Raw genomic sequence first — 16,377 nt, forward strand, 5'->3', positions numbered from 1 at the left:
TTTAAAAATGGGGTTATTAACAAAGTTGTTATCAGCGTCTCATTTTAGAGATAGCCAACGCACACCAAGGTGGTTAGAGAAGGCCATGTGCTTAGCTGGACACTGTGCAAAAATACCGTTTTCCACCACACCCGGAATCGCATTTAAGCGCATTTCTAGCTCAGCAGGTTCACTCATATCAAGACCTGCAACATCTAAAATGATGTTACCGTTATCGGTAGTACAGCCGTCACGTTGGACCGGTTTACCGCCCATCGCTTGCAGTGCTAATACCACTGGCGTTTTCGCCGCAGGAAGAATCTCGATTGGCAGTGGAAACTTGCCTAAGAACTCCACCAAACGGCCTTCATCAGAGATGGTGATAAAGCACTCTGCCATACACGCAATCACTTTCTCACGACCGAGCGCGGCGCCACCACCTTTGATGGTAATGCCATTACTTAGGCCTTCATCAATGCCATCAACATAGAAATCGACTCGCTCGCAATCTGCCAGAGCGATCTCTTTCAGACCCGCCGCTTGAATCGCTTTGGAAGAACGCTCAGAGCTCGAGACACAGTGCGCAAACTCCACGCCTGATTGTGCCAATAGCTGAACGAAAACTTCGGCGGTAGCGCCAGTACCAATACCAATAACCGTCTCTGCGGTGATCGTTTGCGTAATATGGTTTAAGGCTGCCGAAGCAGCCTTAACTCTTACGCATTCATCCGCTGTATTAGAGATGAATGATTCCATTTATTTTTGCTCCATCAATTGGTTCGCTGTCTCCACCACGTTCGCCACGGTGAAGCCAAACATTTCAAATAGCTGCTCAGCAGGGGCTGACTCACCGAAGGTCGTCATACCGATGATCTTGCCTTGTAGACCCGCATACTTGTACCAGTAGTCAGCAATGCCCGCTTCAATCGCGATACGCTTAGTTACGTTTGCTGGCAATACTTGTTGTTGGTACTCGGCGCTTTGGACGTCAAACACATCGGTCGCAGGCATAGACACAACGCGGCAACGAATATGGCTAAGTTGTGCTTGTGCTTCCATCGCTAAGGTCACTTCTGAACCCGTAGCGATCAAAATCAGTTCTGGCTCGCCTTCACAATCAGACAGGATGTAACCGCCTTTCGCCACATTCGCCAGTACTGCCTCATCACGTGGGTATTGCACCAAGTTTTGACGCGAGAAAATCAATGACGTTGGACCATCAGTACGCTCAACCGCGGCTTTCCATGCCACTGCCGCTTCCACCTGATCACATGGACGCCATGTGCTCATATTTGGTGTTAAGCGTAGCGATGCGATTTGCTCAACAGGTTGGTGCGTTGGGCCATCTTCGCCCAAACCAATCGAGTCGTGAGTGTAAACAAAGATGCTGCGTTGCTTCATCAGCGCCGCCATACGCAATGCATTACGCGCGTATTCCATAAACATCAGGAACGTACCGCCGTAAGGAATAAAACCACCATGCAGCGCGATACCATTCATCATCGCCGACATGGCAAATTCACGTACGCCGTAGCTGAGATAGTTTCCAGAAGCATCTTGCGCAGTAATTGCTTTAGAGCCTGACCAATTAGTTAAGTTTGAAGGGGTTAAGTCTGCTGAACCACCTAGGAATTCAGGTAGAGTGGCACCGAATGCTTCAATCGCATTTTGTGACGCTTTACGAGTTGCAATCGTTGCTGGGTTAGCTTGCAATGTTTTGATGAAATCATCGCTGATTTGCGCCCAGTGTTCTGGCAATTCACCGTTTACGCGACGTTTAAATTCTGCCGCTAACTCTGGGTAAGCACTTTGGTATTCAGCAAAACGGTTATCCCATTGCGCTTCGGCATCTTTGCCCGCTTCTTTGCCATCCCATGCTTGGTAAATGTCTTGTGGGATCTCAAATGGAGCGTATTCCCAACCAAGGTTTTCGCGCACTAATGCCACTTCTTCTTCACCCAGTGGTGAGCCGTGGCAGTCATGGCTCGCCGCTTTGTTTGGCGAACCGAAACCAATCACAGTTTTGCAGCAGATCAACGTTGGTTTGTCGGTTTCCGCTTGCGCAGCCAGAATCGCTTTACGAATCGCTTCTGCATTATGGCCATCAACACCCGCAATCACATGCCAGCCATACGCTTCAAAACGTTTTGGCGTGTCATCGGAGAACCAACCTTCAACATGACCGTCAATTGAAATGCCGTTGTCATCCCAAAACGCCACCAGCTTGCCTAAGCCAAGTGTGCCTGCGAGTGAACACGCTTCATGAGAGATACCTTCCATCATGCAGCCGTCACCCATAAACACGTAAGTGTGGTGGTCAACAACGTTATGACCTGGACGGTTAAACTGCTCAGCCAGTACTTTTTCCGCCAGCGCCATGCCGACACCGTTGGTGATGCCTTGGCCTAGCGGACCTGTCGTGGTTTCAATACCCGGCGCGTAGCCATATTCAGGGTGACCCGCGGTTTTTGCATGCAGCTGACGGAAAGACTTAATGTCTTCCATGCTAAGATCGTAACCCGTTAAGTGCAGCAAGCTGTAGATCAGCATTGAACCGTGGCCATTAGATAGAATGAAACGGTCGCGATCAGCCCAATTAGGGTTGGTTGGGTTGTGCTTTAGAAAATCGCGCCAAAGCACTTCAGCGATATCTGCCATCCCCATTGGTGCACCTGGGTGGCCAGATGCGGCTTTTTGTACGGCGTCCATGCTAAGAACGCGAATAGTATCGGCCAATTTATTACGTGAAATCATTTGGTTCATATTCCTTACAGACGCGCTTCAATCATGGCTTCAAGTTTGCCTTGGTCCACAGCAAAGTTACGGATACCTTCAGAGAGCTTTTCCGTTGCCATTGGGTCTTGGTTCATTTCCCAACGGAATTCCGCTTCTGTCATCGCCGCTGGTGCAGCTTGAATCGTGTCACGAGCAGCAAATAGCGTTTGTTCAATTTCGCCTTCTTGCGCCGCAAGTTGATCGAGAATCGCAGGGCCAATGGTTAGACGATCACAACCGGTTAGTGCCAACACTTCTTCCGCATTGCGAAAGCTCGCGCCCATTACAACTGTGTGGTAGCCATGGTCTTTGTAATAGTTGTAGATTTGAGAGACTGACACCACGCCTGGATCTTCATGCGGTAGGTACTCTTTTTTATCGGTGTTGGTTTTGAACCAATCAAGAATACGGCCCACGAATGGTGAGATGAGGAATACGCCCGCTTCTGCACATGCTTTCGCTTGGGCAAAGTTAAACAGCAACGTTAGGTTGCAATTGATACCTTCTTTCTCTAGCACTTCTGCGGCGCGAATGCCTTCCCATGTGGAAGCGAGTTTGATCAGGATACGCTCTTTGCTTACACCTGCTTCTTGATACATGGCGATCAATTTGCGCGCTTTTACTAGGCTTGATTCTTTATCGAATGAAAGGCGAGCATCGACTTCGGTTGAAATACGACCTGGAACAGATTTTAAAATTTCCACACCGATGTTGACCGCCAGTTTGTCACCCGCATCAATGATCTGCTGTGCTTTATCTGCGCTTTGCTTTTTCGCCCACTCGATCGCATCAACAATTAAGTGATCATACTGTGGCATTTCCGCCGCTTTAAGTACCAATGAAGGGTTGGTGGTCGCATCTTCCGGTTGGAAGGCAGCAATAGCATCAATGTCGCCCGTATCGGCAACGACTGTCGTGTACTTTTTCAGTTGTTCTAATTTATTCATTGTTCTATCTCGATAAGTTGAATTATCAATTGCGCTAGCGATAGCTGACTCATCGATGACAGCACCAAATTGGCATGCGATACATCGAGGTGCTGAGTCAGTAGGTTGGTTACCGCAACCGTTGAAATACCTGCCGATCGAGCCGCTGTGATCCCTGGAGGAGAGTCCTCAAAGGCGATGGCTTGATGGGCAGAAACTCCTAGTTTTTTTAGGCTTTCTAAGTAGATATCTGGCTGTGGCTTACGACGTTCTAAAGCAATTTCTTCTGCGCCAGTAAAGCAATCAAAGTAATGGTCAAGCCCGAGGCGCTTTAGAATTGGCATATAGTGTTCGTATTCAGAACTGGTGGCTAACGCCATCTTAAGCTGTGCTTTTTTGGCGGCATCGAGATAATCTCGAACGCCATCTCGCTCGGAGATATGAGCGATGAGTTGGTAGGCAATCTCTAACACTTGATCACGAATTTCGTTATCAGTGCAATCGTTACCAGAGCTTTGACGATAAAGCTGATAAAGGGCGGTTGCTGGCGCTGAGTTCCCAACTAGGCCAGCAACCTGGAGTGGCGAAACATCCACACCGTATGGTTTTAACAAAGCTTCCCAAGCTTTGTACATACAGCTTTCTGTATCGACTAATAGACCATCGAAATCGAAGATTAACGCTCTGATTTTGCCGCAGTTCATGTCCTCTCGTTCCACACTCTCTGCTGCGCATTTCATCAAGCTAACTCCGTTTTCCATGTTCTCATCTCCGTTTCACTCTGTTATACCAAGCTGGCGCGCAGAATGGTTTTCATTTCGTCACCGCTGGTAAGCGGTAGGTTGAAGCAAAATGCAGGCTCAAGAGCTGCAACATCTTCTTCCGTTACGCCAACTTGCGTCAGGTTATGCTCTAAGCCAATTTGCTGTAAGAACGTCACCATGTGTTGTGCCAACGATTGCGCTTTTTCTTCAGTGCTTCCCACGGCACCAAATAATTCCGCTACTTTGGCATAACGCTCTGGCTGTTTACGCCATTGCAGTTGAACATAAGCTGGGTAGACCACCGCCAACGTTAAGCCGTGTGGCAAGTTGGTTTTGCTACTACCTAAAATCTCACCCAGTGGGTGTGGTGCACCTGCACCGCCATTTGCCAGCGAGATCCCGCCCAAAGTATCCGCTGTCGCTAATCGACAACGACCTTCAAGATCAGAACCGTTAGCCACCACATGTGGTAGGTTTTCAACCACCAACTTCATTGCTTCTAGCGCTAGGCTATCCACCAATGGTGATGGTTTTGTTCCAGTGTATGATTCAAACGCATGCGAAAAAGCATCAAAACCGGTCATTGCTGTCATGCGCGGTGGCAGAGTTAGCATCAACTCAGGGTCAATGATCGCTTCACATGGGTAAAACTCTGGATGGAACAAAGTCAGTTTTGAGTGACTTTCTAAATCAGTGATCACCGCTGCATGCGTGACTTGCGAACCGGTACCTGACGTGGTTGGAATCGCTATTAATGGCATCGTTGGAGCTGGTAGCGCTTTAACGTCACCAAATGGTGAATCGTAGTTAGCAAACCAATGTGCCCAATCGATGGTTTCAACATTCATCGTTGCTGCAATGATTTTTGCCGTATCGATCGATGAACCACCGCCGATAGCAAGTACCACATCACAGCCAGCAGCAACACCAACTTGGCGACCAAGTTCAACAACGGTTGTTGGTGGGTTTGGTACCACGCCATCAAAGTGAGTCACTTCGATTTGTTGCTCAGCAAGTAGCGCAAAAATGCGCTCATAAGCAGGTTTTACTGCATCAAAAATGGGTTCCGATACCACAAGGCAGCGGCGGCCGTATTGTGCAACCATTTGACCAATTTGGTTCACATTGCCCGGGCCAAAGCTCAGCTTAGTCGGTTGGTAGTGATTGAAATGTGTCATGGTAAATCCTTGATTGGTGCCGAGCCGGAGCATATTGAGGGTGATTCAGCTCGACACCGTTTTTAGTTTAATTATGCTTTTTCAGCGGCAACGGCTTCTTCTGCTTTATCTAGTGCTTCACGGAAATCGTGAACACCTGCAGTGATACCGTCTTTGTGACCAAAGATGTTAGTAGAAGCAACCATGACGTCGATGTCTTCTTTTAGTAGCGCTTCTAGGTTGTGGTTACGGATACCACCATCCACACATAGCTCACAGTTCGGGTTACGCTCGTTGATCAACTGACGCGCTTCACGAATCATTTCAATTGCAGATTCACGCCATAGCCACTCATCGTTGTTCACGCCGTGGATAACAATGTGTAGACGGTCTAGGTAGTAAATCGCTTCTTTAACGAAAGAAACAGGAGTGAAACAGCCCACTGTTAGACCAAACTTCATGTTGTAGTCACGGCAGTACTTCATCATGTACGCCAGTGGTGCACCTAGGAAGTTTTCCGCAGGAAGGATCAGCATGTCTGCACCCGCTTTCGCGATTTTCTCTACGAATAGACGGTCACAATCTTTGAAGTAAGCGTGTACTTCGATTGGTTTGTCCGTGTATTGACGAATACCTTCAACGATTTGGTGGCCACCCATTAGCTGCATGTTTTTCAGATCGTGCATATCAGCTGCATCACAGTGGATGTAGTCTGCACCTGCATCAGACACTTCTTTTACGACGTCAGCGATGTGACCGTAATCTACGTGTGCTAGACCTGCTGCAATTTTTACTTTTTTCATGATATTTCCTTAATAGCTAAATGAGTGTTGGCAAGAGTGTTGACCTTCAGACACAACCAGTCTGAGATACTGTCCAATGCCGCAACCGTTATTATCTGTAACAATGAGGTTGGCTAAGCCGCGCAAAGCAGGGCTTGCATTTGCCATCGCTACGGGTTCACCAACAATACGGAACATTTCTGCATCGTTGTCACCGTCACCAAATGCGATGGTTTGTTTAGGAGCGATATTTTGCTGATTCAACCAGCACAGCGTTGCTTGACCTTTATTGACACCTAAACCGGTAATATCCAGTTTGTTGGGCGCAGAAAGGTCAGCTTGCAGGCTGCTTGTTAGGGTGTCGCGCAATTGACAAAGTGCGATTTTGTCATCACTCGACACTAATACTTTGTACACATCACCACAGTGCGCTGTTAGCTCTTCTACCGCCTTAATGATGGCAATCTCACCTTGTGCATTGTTCATCTCCATCTGCTTTTTCAAGCCAAGGAAATGCGCTGACTCTTGCGTGGCATAAATGCCGTTTTGTGCATAGATAGTGAAGTAGAACTGACCAAGATTGAGCATGTCGAGCAATTGAGTAAGTTGCGCGGTTTCAATAATGGTGCTGTGGTTAACACGTTGTTTCACTGGGTCATATTGGTAAGCACCGTTGCAACAAATAATGGGAGCAGTCACTCCCAACAGGTTGACATAAGGCAGCATCAAATTATGAGGACGACCACTGGCAAGTGTGACTTGATAACCTTCACGCAGTGCGAGCTTTATCGCATCAATATTATTCGCGTTGATCTGATGTTGGTCGTTCAGTAGCGTTCCATCTAAATCAATAATGATTGCTTGATACTTCACCTTGGCCTCCAATGACTCTTTGTGACTCGAAATGACTATAAATGACCAAATGGCGTCACGTAAAGTCATTTGTGACTTTTTATGACTAAAAATCAGCTAAAGATCACAAATTCAGGTCATTTAAAAATCAAAAAACGTCACAATGAATTTTTATTTGCTCAAAACGTCAAATTCGGTCAAAATAAACCAAACATAAAAATCAAGGGCTTAGTTATGAATGAAGTGCAACGTCATAGAAGGTTGCTGGAGTATTTAGAAAACCATACTTACATCAGTACTAATGACTATGTTGAAATGCTTGATATCTCTCTTTCTACTGCACGCAGAGATATCACTAAGTTGGCAGAAGAAGGTCGACTGACTAAGATGCGCAATGGTGCCGAAGCAATTCGTCATGATGAGCAAGTAAGCAGCGCACACGCGACCTCTCACTTCATTCCGGCAGAAATGGATATTGACAACTACGATGCGAAAGTACGTATCGCGCGTGCTGCAGCCGATCTTTGTGAAGAAAATGACAGTGTGATTGTCAGTGGTAGCAACACCACCTTTTTAATGGGTGAACATTTGGCCGGACATAACATCCAAGTGATCACCAACTTTATGCCGCTTGCTTATCAATTGATTCAAGCCAATCACCCTAGCTTGATCATTTTAGGTGGTCAGTATCTGCCAGAGCGTCACATTACGATTTCACCAGATGCTGAATCAGCCGATGAACACTCCAGCCGCTTTGTTTTCTTTACCGGAACTGGTATCACCAAAGCGGGGGTTTATACCTCTGATATCTTGGTTTATATGGCCGAGAAAAAACTGCTCGAATACGGCGATCGTTTAATTGCTCTCATGGATAGCTCTAAGATTGGCAAACATGGCGGTAAGTTACTGGCATGTGCCTCGCAGCTTGATACGCTGATCACCGATGAGGCAGCAGATAAAGAAACGCTGCAATCGCTGGTAGAAGCAGGGGTGAAAATTATTCTGGTTTAATTTGAGAGACCACCTCCCCCTCTAGGCTCCTACAAAAAAGCGCTTATTTCGATAAGCGCTTTTTTTATCTGCAATGATTGCCTCTATTGTGATACCGATACTCTTAGCACATGACGAGCGACATTCGCTGCAGATTAACCAGTCTCACTTTTGAGAAACTGAAAGGCTATAAGTATGAAAAAAGTACGTATAGGCAACAGCATGAAATGCGCTTACGTGCCCTACTTTGATTATTAACCCTATATATCAAGTGGCTAAAAGCAAGTCATCACGATAATTGCTTATTTCCTTTGATTTAAGCGGTAAAAAATCCGCGTACCAACAGTGGCAATAATCCTATTGCTGTCCTATCTAAGAGAGGGACGAATAATTAATAGGGACACAATAATGACAAAACCTCTGATACTTTCGCTGCCATTTCTGCTTTTCTCACCCAACATTTTGGCTGACAATCATCAAGCGCCTGAAGAGGCCAAACGAGCACAAACCGTTGCCGATGTAATTGAACGACCGGGGGTTTTAACGCCAAAAGGACAATTTGGCGTAGAAGCGTCACTCAACTACTCACAAAACTCCTCTAATAAAGTCAATATCATTGGCTATACCGTACTCCCTACTCTTATTATTGGCCGCATTGAAGTGAGTGATTCTGATCGCACCACCATCACCGCCGGCTTAACAGGGCGTTATGGCTTAACCAACGATACTGAAATAGAAATCCGCCTACCCTTTGTCTATCGCAACGATCAAATATCAGTGAGACCGATTCAAGATGGCGCAGCAGATGAAACCATTAACAGCGATTTAGATGGCGGAGGATTGGGAGATATTGAGTTTGCCATTCGACACCAATTTAACTTTGAGACCACACCTTACTGGGTTGGTAGCCTACGGATAAAATCGGATACGGGTAAGTCCCCTTATGATATCGACGTCGATCCGCGTACCAATGCACTCAAAGACGCCCCAACAGGATCGGGATTTTGGAGTATCGAGCCCGGCATTTCGATGATTTATCCAACCGATCCGGCGGTACTTTTCGCTAGTGCTTCTTATATTTATAACTTTAAAGACGATGTAGATTTTGACGGGCAATCGGCAGAAATCGATCTCGGTGACACTATATCTCTTGGCGCTGGGCTCGGGTTTGCGATCAATCCCGATTTATCGCTATCGATCGGCTTTAGCCACCAAACGATTCTCAAGAGTAAAGTCGATGGAAGAACGGATGATGAAGCAAAACTGCTGCAACTTGACTCGATGACTTTTGGCGTAAATTATGCGTTTAGCCCGACGAGCTCAGTTAACATCAGCGCGCAAGCAGGCTTAACCGAAGATACGCCCGACTTTCAGCTCAACGTGCGTGTGCCTTTCTCATTTTAAATCATCAATTTCGGTCAATATAAAGTGCCAGCGCTCATAAGAGCGCTGGCACTTTAAGTGTTCTAACCGTTACTGAAAACTGAATTGAAGCGCTTGTTGTAACTTGTTACTTCGCTCAATTTGTTTCATCACTCCCCCAACCTGAGCATCAATATTAATGACGGTATCAAAGCCTAACACGGTATTATCCAACGAATTTTGAATGATACTGGTTATGGATGTTTGATTCACTTGAGGTAATGGTGCAACAGTTTGGCTCACATTAACTTGAGGTTCTGGGCTTTGAGGCTCAAAACTTTGCGATTCATTCGCTTCTAGTCCGTTAACTGGCGATACGTCAACTTGCTGAGCATTCGCTTGCAACGCTTCAGGCTCGTCATTAGCAGGCAATGATGTGGCCGTACTCACTGGCAGTGCTATTGAGTTTCCTCCTCCTACCTGTACAACCGTAGTCGTAGTAGGAGCCACCCTTTGTTGTCGTGCAGTAAGTCGACCGTTTTGAATCGTCAAATTCGCAATGTGATTGGTAAATAACATTTCTCCATTAATGGATGTACGGATGCTTAACCCAATATTGACCATAAAATCATCATTGAATTTAAAACCTCCACGATAGTTCGATAGCTCGTGCTCTTGTAAAGGTACGAGTTGATTAAGTTGATAGGCCGCAGAATAGGCTTGCCCGCTAAAGCAAACCCCTATTACGCCGACCAACCAAAGTGTTCTAAACATTGTTAATACTCCCCACTTTCGGGCAGTGTAATGCTAAATACGCCTAATGAATCTCGGCTGATTCCCGATTCAACCGGCGAAGGCGCGTACAATGTGTAGTTGTCATCAGAAATATAAGTGTTCTGTGCAATGTTGAGATGGTTACGAATAAGCAACACAATACCAGAGTAGTACTGAGAAAATTTCTCATATCTCATCTGTATTGTTCCACGCGAAGGATCACCCAAAATCACTGAGTGATTGTTCATGCCTTTAATCACCACAAAATGCATGTAGCCATCAAAGTTGACCAGGGTAATACCCGGAACACCAAGCTCTCGCATCTTTTCGAGTGGTACATTAAATCCATCTGCTTGATACCCAAGAGATTCCAAGTACAGTTTCATATCTAGTAATGAAAAGCCGCTTTTTTTGATCTTACTTTGATCACCTTTCTCAAACATTACTTTGAAAATCGTATTTTCATCTGCTGGGTTATCGTAATGGTAGGTTAGAAGAGATGCGACCGCCGCCGAACCACAGCTAAAATCATACTGTTGGCGAACAACGTCGCCGAACAACATTTCTTTGTAGCTTTTGACCGGCACCGAGAATACGCCTCGGCTGGGCATATAATCTAACGCATGGGAGGATGCGGATAAAGCCAGCATCCCCAATATTACTGTTCGCCAAAAAACCATATCATTTCAGTGTCAGGTTAACGACCATTGAGTTTTGGATCAGCACATTATTGCCGGTGTTTTGAATCACGCTGGTGACGCCAGAGCTGGTTGCTAAAGCACCCGCAGCAATGACGTTACCACCGTTAATCGTGTTGTTTGCAATATTGCCTTCACTCAAACCCACAATTTCCGAAGACGCTGTCACACTATCTAAATCTATGGTGTACTGACCACCTCGCGAGCTATCCATAACATCATTGGATAGCTCATAGTCGTCAGCCAGCACAAGATCATCAGCATAAGCGTTGACAGCGAGCAACATACTTAGTGCGATTAGTGCTAAGCGCATGACATTCTCCAGAGTTACTTCGTATGGACAGAAGCGTTAGTCACAACAGATTGTTGCACTAATGACGCCGCACCCGCATTTTGACCAATGGTGGTAATACCCGCAGAACTTGCAAAACCATCAATTGAGTTTGAATTGCGAACATTCACGCCAGCGCCTGCACATTTACCGCAGCCGCGGTGATACATCGATCCCGCTTCACCATACTCAACTTGAACGTTTGAAATATGGCCATCGAGATCGGATTTTGCCACCACCATATCGACTTCCATACTTAGCTGATGTTTGTTCAACGTATTGGTCGTAGTCGTTGTGGTATTGGCACTGTTTTTCCACGTTTTGTTGTTGTCGTCACCACCACCTGTGTTTGATGTTAGTGTGTTACCATCATTGCCTGCACCATTGCCATTGTTGTCATTACCTGCACCGATATTGCTGGTATTGTGGCTTAGGATGTCATTGTCTTCTGTCGTATCGCCACCACCGCCGTAGCCATAACCAGCCAATGCAGAACCACTCATAACGAACGCTGCCATCGCAATTGCCATACCTGTTTTTTTAAGATTCATAACCTTTCACTCCGTTGTGTATCCATGTCTGAATTTGATGTTTGTGCTGTGAAGCAACCGAAGTATAGGTAGGAGATTGACGTTGAAATTCTCAAAAATGAGACTGAGAAATTCTAGGGCCCGAAAAGGAGAAAAACCCATGATATGCATCTGATTAATTATGTTTATTAACAATGTATTACAATAAAACGTGAGGCGAAAATGGAATAAAGTATGAAGATTTATGTGCAATTTGACCTAATATTAGCCTCATACTTTTTAGGACAATATCAGCAATTTTTAATGCTAATGAGGACAAGGTTGACTCCGTTACTGTCACTATCGGCTAATTTCAGCGGCTTATACGTAAAATAATGACAAAAGAATCAATTATTTTTTTATCACCTAAACTTACCTACTAACCGTTCATGGTAGTTTGATGATGACATCGTTTGAATTATCGCTCTCATACTCGGATTTTGAATATACTTGATTTTAAACCTTGCTCAGAACAAGGGCATAATTCGGGTTTACTTATAAGTGGCGTCGAGGAGCTGTTAGCTATGGCTAAAAAGCACGTGGTGATATTGTCTGATAAAAATCTGCACTCAGGCTTAATGGAACGGCAGCTTCATGATGAGTTGGATATCAATGTTTCGACCATTCCCCACTCCTTACTGGCTACGACGACCAATGACCAACAAACCGAGCTAGTTCTGCTTGATTTCGAGCACATAGAACCACTGATGCAAACAAACCAGATGCCTAATTTTGATCTGCTTGGCGTTGGTGTTCTCGTGCACAACACACCAGAAGCGGAACTGGAGCAACCCTTTCTCTACTGGCATTCACTCAAAGGTATCTTGATTAATACGTCACCAATACATCATTTGCATCAAAGTGTCGGTTATATTCTTAACGGGGGATTATGGCTACCGAGGAAGTGTTTAGAAAAATTGGTGCAGATAAAGCGTGATCCAAGTCTTTTGCGCTGTGCGATGTACCACAGCTTAACCACTCGAGAGCGTCAAGTACTTGATCACGTCGCCGCTGGGCTCTCCAACAAACAAATTGCGAAGCAACTGTTTCTATCAGAGAGTACGATTAAATCGCACATTTATCGCGTTTATAAGAAGTTGGACATACATAAACGTAAGGATGCCATGCGTATGACAAAAGCAATCGACAATGAATCACAGAACTCGTCATAGGGCTGACTTTCGATGAAAAAAAAGCGCCTTACTCGGCGCTGTTTTTAGAATTTCTTCGGTGCAAAGCCGGTCATCACTTCGATACGAAGCTGTTTACCCATTTTGGTCATCGGGTGAACCAGTACCAGTCCTTTCACTGACTTTTTAAGCTTACCTAAGTCCGCTTGTTCTTCTTTCGTGATTTCACGGTAGAACGGCATATCTTGTAGCTCTTTACGCTCTTTATTAAGATCGTAGGTTTGCTTACCTTTTAGTGATGCCTGCTTCTTCGTTAACGCTTCTAAGTCATCCGTAAATTTACTGATCATAGCTTGATCACCACGAGACTTAGCAGCATCAAGTTTATGGCGGCAAGTATCAATACGGTTAGTTAGCTTCTGGATGTCTTGTTTGATAGTCATGGTGATCAACTCTTCATATTTTGAGGGCGCGGAGTATAGCATAGGTATCACTCCTTCCGTAGAACAAATAATACCAGTGCACGACGCGAAAAGAGACAATTTATTGTGCTAGCCTAAAAGCAACACATTTAAGAGACTGAGCCACCTCATGATGAAGAAAAAATATTCTACTTTATTCTTTTCTGTTGCCGTACTTTTCAGCCCACTAAGTTCAGCATTAGAGACGGTTGAATTCCAATACCTTTCGCCCACAAATCCCGCAGATCGCCAAGCACAATCGGCAATAAAAGAAAGCCAGATAAATCAATTGTTCGCCGAGCTTGCCAATCAATACTTTCCATTTAGCCAACGCTTGACGGTGCAATATGGTAGTGAGGAAGGGCCACTCTATGATCCAGACACTCACACAATCCACATACCCTACGAGTTTTACCAGCAGGCTCTGCAATATTTTATCGGCAACAATTATCAAGAAAAGTTTGGCCGTTCTGCCCAACTTGGCACCATAGATACGCTTTTACATACCTTATTGCACGAAGGCGGCCACGCCTATATTGCAGACCGAAATATCCCGATTTTAGGCAAAGAGGAAGATGCGGTCGATAACTTTGCCGCCATCATGATGATTGAATATGTCGAAGGGGGAGATGATGCAGCCATCAGTGCCGCCGATATGTTTGCCTTTGAATCTCAGCAGAGACCGGATTATTACGATTGGGGGGAGTATATTGATGAGCATAGTTTTGATTTACAACGCTACTTCTCTACCCTCTGTCTCGTCTAAGGTAGCGATACTGAAAAACACGCCGCGCTACTTGATGAAGTTGAAAAGGACTACCTCAGCGAAAGGAAACAATTCTGCCGTTATCAATTCCAAACCATCAGTCACAATTGGCATCGCTATCTGCATCATGGCGAACAAGAATGACGATAATTTGGACAACACTAATTAAACCGTAGATCAACATCAAACAAAGATAATTTACATCAATTATTAAATCTAAAACATTTAAGTTTCACATTTCTTTGCCGATAAATCTGTTAACATCTTTGCTACTTAATAAACAATTACTTACATATTTGTCTATCAAGTCATAATGGATTTAAGAAAATGAGTGCAGGAAATAGTATGAATCTAACAATAAGAAAACGACTCTATATTTTATCAATTGTTCCCTTGTTGCTGATGGCCATCGGTATGATGAGTGTGGCCTATTATAAAACCACGGCGCTAACAGCGCAGCAAGTCGAAGCGACTCGTAACAATATGATGGAGATGAAGCAAAACGAACTCACCGCGTATCTGCAAATGGCGAAATCCTCGATTCAACCTTTCCTTGATCGCGGAGCTTCGCTTGAAGAAGCCTTACCAACACTGAGAGAATTAGAATATGGTCAATCCGGCTACATTTTTGGCTACGACTCTAAAGGGGTGCGCGTCGTGGTTGGGAAAAACACCGACGGCATTGGTAAAAACTACATCGACTTAAAAGATCAAAAGGGCAATTACTTAATTCGTGATCTGATCAAAAACTCGAAAACAGGCGCCTTCACCACCTACTATTTTCCGAAATTGGGCGAAACCGTCGCACTGCCTAAACTCAGTTATTCCATTTTTATCCCTGAATGGGATTTAATGCTGGGGACGGGTTTTTACACCGACGACATAGATGCCGTTGTCGCGCAGATGAACCAGCGCTCAAATGAAGCGCTGGAAAGCACGCTCACCGCTATTGCTACCTTCTGTTTAGCCATTGCCGCTTTGGTGGCGATTTTCGCCGTTGCTGTCAATCGCACCATCATGAGCCCACTTGAACAGTTTGATCGTTCAATTCAATCTTTTGCCAATGGCGATGCCGATCTCACTGCCCGAATGGAAGCGTTCAAAGCCCCTGAGTTTGCCCGCTTAAGCGTTAACTTTAATGCGTTTGTAGCCAGCCTGCAGAATATTATCAGCAGTGTCAGCCAAGTGGGTGTGCAAGTGGTCAGTGAAACCACCAACATGTCTAACCGCGCCGCTCAAGTGGATCAACTGGCAACTGGCCAGCGCGAAGAAACAGAGCAAGTAGCCACCGCGATGACAGAGATGACCACCACCGCTCAAGAGATTTCCAGTAACGCAAGCCAAGCGGCGGATTCGGCGAGAGAAGCCGATGACAATGCCAAAGCAGCGCAGCAAATCGTCAACTCTGCCGCCTCATCAGTTGAAGCTTTAGCTGATGAAGTGCTAAGAGCGACACAAGTGATTTCTCGTTTAGAAGGTGATGTACAAAATATTTCCTCATCACTGGAAGTCATTCAGGACATTGCAGAGCAAACCAACTTATTGGCTTTAAATGCCGCCATTGAAGCCGCTCGAGCAGGCGAACAAGGACGTGGCTTTGCGGTGGTGGCAGATGAGGTTCGTAATCTGGCCAGCCGCACTCAACAAAGCACAGGTGAGATTCACAAAATGATCGAACAGCTCAAATCTGCGTCTGATGATGCGGTTAAAGCGATGGAATCGAGCCAATCTCGAAGTTCAGATACTGTTGGAGAAGCCAATGCCGCTGCCGCAGCGTTGGTTAAAATCCAACATTCTATCGATACCATCATGGACATGAACGCGCTGATCGCCACTGCCACTGAAGAGCAGAGTTTAGTCGGCCAAGAGATCTCTGAGCGAATCGTCATTATCTCCGATCAGAGCTCTCAATCAGCGAAATTAGCCAACGAAAACCGCGCTGGTAGTCAAACCCTCAATAGCCGTGCTAATGAACTGTATGACTTGGTTGACCGTTTTACGGTGTAAATGACGCCAACCAATTTAGTCGTGCACTTCAAATGAAAAAAGGCGAGCTGATGC

Annotated in this window: 16 protein-coding genes and 1 pseudogene; 5 read left to right on the forward strand and 12 right to left on the reverse strand. The window is 45.4% G+C overall.

The window, feature by feature from the left end:
• Window positions 1-39: 39 nt before the first annotated feature.
• The 7 genes from rpiA to RH88_RS11915 form a co-directional block, all read right to left on the reverse strand.
• Entirely contained in the window at window positions 40-735 is a 696-nt protein-coding gene (gene rpiA, locus RH88_RS23245) for a ribose-5-phosphate isomerase RpiA (protein WP_005596221.1), read from the reverse strand.
• On the reverse strand, window positions 736-2,733 hold the full coding sequence (gene tkt / locus RH88_RS11890) for a transketolase (protein WP_005596223.1): 1,998 nt from the start codon (window positions 2,731-2,733) through the stop codon (window positions 736-738).
• A gap of 14 nt (window positions 2,734-2,747) precedes the next feature.
• A complete protein-coding gene (tal, locus tag RH88_RS11895) occupies window positions 2,748-3,701 on the reverse strand; it encodes a transaldolase (RefSeq protein ID WP_005596225.1) in 954 nt (317 codons plus the stop codon).
• The gene (locus RH88_RS11900; protein ID WP_005596227.1) at window positions 3,698-4,441 is read right to left on the reverse strand and encodes an HAD family hydrolase; all 744 of its coding nucleotides are present in this window, start codon (window positions 4,439-4,441) and stop codon (window positions 3,698-3,700) included. Before RH88_RS11900 ends, tal begins: the two co-directional genes overlap by 4 nt.
• A 23-nt stretch (window positions 4,442-4,464) precedes the next feature.
• Window positions 4,465-5,622, reverse strand: coding sequence for an iron-containing alcohol dehydrogenase (locus RH88_RS11905; protein ID WP_005596229.1), 1,158 nt, complete (start codon window positions 5,620-5,622; stop codon window positions 4,465-4,467).
• 71 nt (window positions 5,623-5,693) lie between these two features.
• Window positions 5,694-6,404, reverse strand: coding sequence for a ribulose-phosphate 3-epimerase (locus RH88_RS11910; protein ID WP_005596232.1), 711 nt, complete (start codon window positions 6,402-6,404; stop codon window positions 5,694-5,696).
• Window positions 6,405-6,413: 9 nt separating this feature from the next.
• Window positions 6,414-7,256, reverse strand: coding sequence for a Cof-type HAD-IIB family hydrolase (locus RH88_RS11915; RefSeq protein WP_040757948.1), 843 nt, complete (start codon window positions 7,254-7,256; stop codon window positions 6,414-6,416).
• A 213-nt stretch (window positions 7,257-7,469) separates the two neighbouring features.
• On the opposite strand from RH88_RS11915, the gene ulaR reads away from it, so the two are divergent.
• Both ulaR and RH88_RS11925 read left to right on the forward strand, forming a co-directional pair.
• Entirely contained in the window at window positions 7,470-8,246 is a 777-nt protein-coding gene (gene ulaR, locus RH88_RS11920) for an HTH-type transcriptional regulator UlaR (protein ID WP_174269648.1), read from the forward strand.
• 387 nt (window positions 8,247-8,633) lie between these two features.
• A complete protein-coding gene (locus tag RH88_RS11925) occupies window positions 8,634-9,629 on the forward strand; it encodes a transporter (RefSeq protein ID WP_005596237.1) in 996 nt (331 codons plus the stop codon).
• A 69-nt stretch (window positions 9,630-9,698) separates the two neighbouring features.
• Here RH88_RS11925 and RH88_RS11930 read toward each other — a convergent pair whose 3' ends face one another.
• The 4 genes from RH88_RS11930 to RH88_RS11945 are packed head-to-tail and all read right to left on the reverse strand — an operon-like array spanning window position 9,699 to window position 11,941.
• Window positions 9,699-10,361, reverse strand: coding sequence for a hypothetical protein (locus RH88_RS11930; RefSeq protein ID WP_005596239.1), 663 nt, complete (start codon window positions 10,359-10,361; stop codon window positions 9,699-9,701).
• 2 nt (window positions 10,362-10,363) lie between these two features.
• Complete coding sequence (locus RH88_RS11935) at window positions 10,364-11,041, reverse strand: C39 family peptidase (RefSeq protein ID WP_420895766.1); 678 nt, start codon at window positions 11,039-11,041, stop codon at window positions 10,364-10,366.
• A gap of 1 nt (window position 11,042) precedes the next feature.
• The gene (locus RH88_RS11940; RefSeq protein WP_005596242.1) at window positions 11,043-11,372 is read right to left on the reverse strand and encodes a hypothetical protein; all 330 of its coding nucleotides are present in this window, start codon (window positions 11,370-11,372) and stop codon (window positions 11,043-11,045) included.
• A 14-nt stretch (window positions 11,373-11,386) separates the two neighbouring features.
• A complete protein-coding gene (locus tag RH88_RS11945) occupies window positions 11,387-11,941 on the reverse strand; it encodes a hypothetical protein (protein WP_005596244.1) in 555 nt (184 codons plus the stop codon).
• 542 nt (window positions 11,942-12,483) lie between these two features.
• Here RH88_RS11945 and RH88_RS11950 point away from each other — a divergent pair.
• Window positions 12,484-13,131 (forward strand): helix-turn-helix transcriptional regulator, encoded by a 648-nt coding sequence (locus RH88_RS11950; protein ID WP_005596246.1) that lies wholly within the window; start codon window positions 12,484-12,486, stop codon window positions 13,129-13,131.
• 44 nt (window positions 13,132-13,175) lie between these two features.
• On the opposite strand, the gene RH88_RS11955 is transcribed toward RH88_RS11950, so the two are convergent.
• Window positions 13,176-13,532 (reverse strand): YibL family ribosome-associated protein, encoded by a 357-nt coding sequence (locus tag RH88_RS11955; protein ID WP_038219507.1) that lies wholly within the window; start codon window positions 13,530-13,532, stop codon window positions 13,176-13,178.
• 148 nt (window positions 13,533-13,680) lie between these two features.
• Between RH88_RS11955 and RH88_RS11960 the strand changes: the two are divergent.
• Both RH88_RS11960 and RH88_RS11965 read left to right on the forward strand, forming a co-directional pair.
• Window positions 13,681-14,460 (forward strand): annotated as a pseudogene (locus RH88_RS11960) (DUF4344 domain-containing metallopeptidase).
• Window positions 14,461-14,661: 201 nt separating this feature from the next.
• Window positions 14,662-16,323, forward strand: a complete 1,662-nt coding sequence (locus RH88_RS11965; protein WP_005596252.1) for a methyl-accepting chemotaxis protein — start codon at window positions 14,662-14,664, stop codon at window positions 16,321-16,323.
• The last annotated feature ends 54 nt before the right edge of the window (window positions 16,324-16,377 follow it).

Origin of the sequence: Vibrio scophthalmi LMG 19158 (assembly GCF_000222585.1) — a bacterium.
GTDB classification, from domain to species: domain Bacteria; phylum Pseudomonadota; class Gammaproteobacteria; order Enterobacterales; family Vibrionaceae; genus Vibrio; species Vibrio scophthalmi.

Coding starts and splice junctions, on each gene's coding strand:
- rpiA (WP_005596221.1), bottom strand. CDS start 735: ATGGAATCATTCATCTCTAATACAGCGGATGAATGCGTAAGAGTTAAG.
- tkt (WP_005596223.1), bottom strand. CDS start 2,733: ATGATTTCACGTAATAAATTGGCCGATACTATTCGCGTTCTTAGCATG.
- tal (WP_005596225.1), bottom strand. CDS start 3,701: ATGAATAAATTAGAACAACTGAAAAAGTACACGACAGTCGTTGCCGAT.
- RH88_RS11900 (WP_005596227.1), bottom strand. CDS start 4,441: ATGGAAAACGGAGTTAGCTTGATGAAATGCGCAGCAGAGAGTGTGGAA.
- RH88_RS11905 (WP_005596229.1), bottom strand. CDS start 5,622: ATGACACATTTCAATCACTACCAACCGACTAAGCTGAGCTTTGGCCCG.
- RH88_RS11910 (WP_005596232.1), bottom strand. CDS start 6,404: ATGAAAAAAGTAAAAATTGCAGCAGGTCTAGCACACGTAGATTACGGT.
- ulaR (WP_174269648.1), top strand. CDS start 7,470: ATGAATGAAGTGCAACGTCATAGAAGGTTGCTGGAGTATTTAGAAAAC.
- RH88_RS11925 (WP_005596237.1), top strand. CDS start 8,634: ATGACAAAACCTCTGATACTTTCGCTGCCATTTCTGCTTTTCTCACCC.
- RH88_RS11930 (WP_005596239.1), bottom strand. CDS start 10,361: ATGTTTAGAACACTTTGGTTGGTCGGCGTAATAGGGGTTTGCTTTAGC.
- RH88_RS11935 (WP_420895766.1), bottom strand. CDS start 11,041: ATGGTTTTTTGGCGAACAGTAATATTGGGGATGCTGGCTTTATCCGCA.
- RH88_RS11940 (WP_005596242.1), bottom strand. CDS start 11,372: ATGCGCTTAGCACTAATCGCACTAAGTATGTTGCTCGCTGTCAACGCT.
- RH88_RS11945 (WP_005596244.1), bottom strand. CDS start 11,941: ATGAATCTTAAAAAAACAGGTATGGCAATTGCGATGGCAGCGTTCGTT.
- RH88_RS11950 (WP_005596246.1), top strand. CDS start 12,484: ATGGCTAAAAAGCACGTGGTGATATTGTCTGATAAAAATCTGCACTCA.
- RH88_RS11955 (WP_038219507.1), bottom strand. CDS start 13,532: ATGACTATCAAACAAGACATCCAGAAGCTAACTAACCGTATTGATACT.
- RH88_RS11965 (WP_005596252.1), top strand. CDS start 14,662: ATGAATCTAACAATAAGAAAACGACTCTATATTTTATCAATTGTTCCC.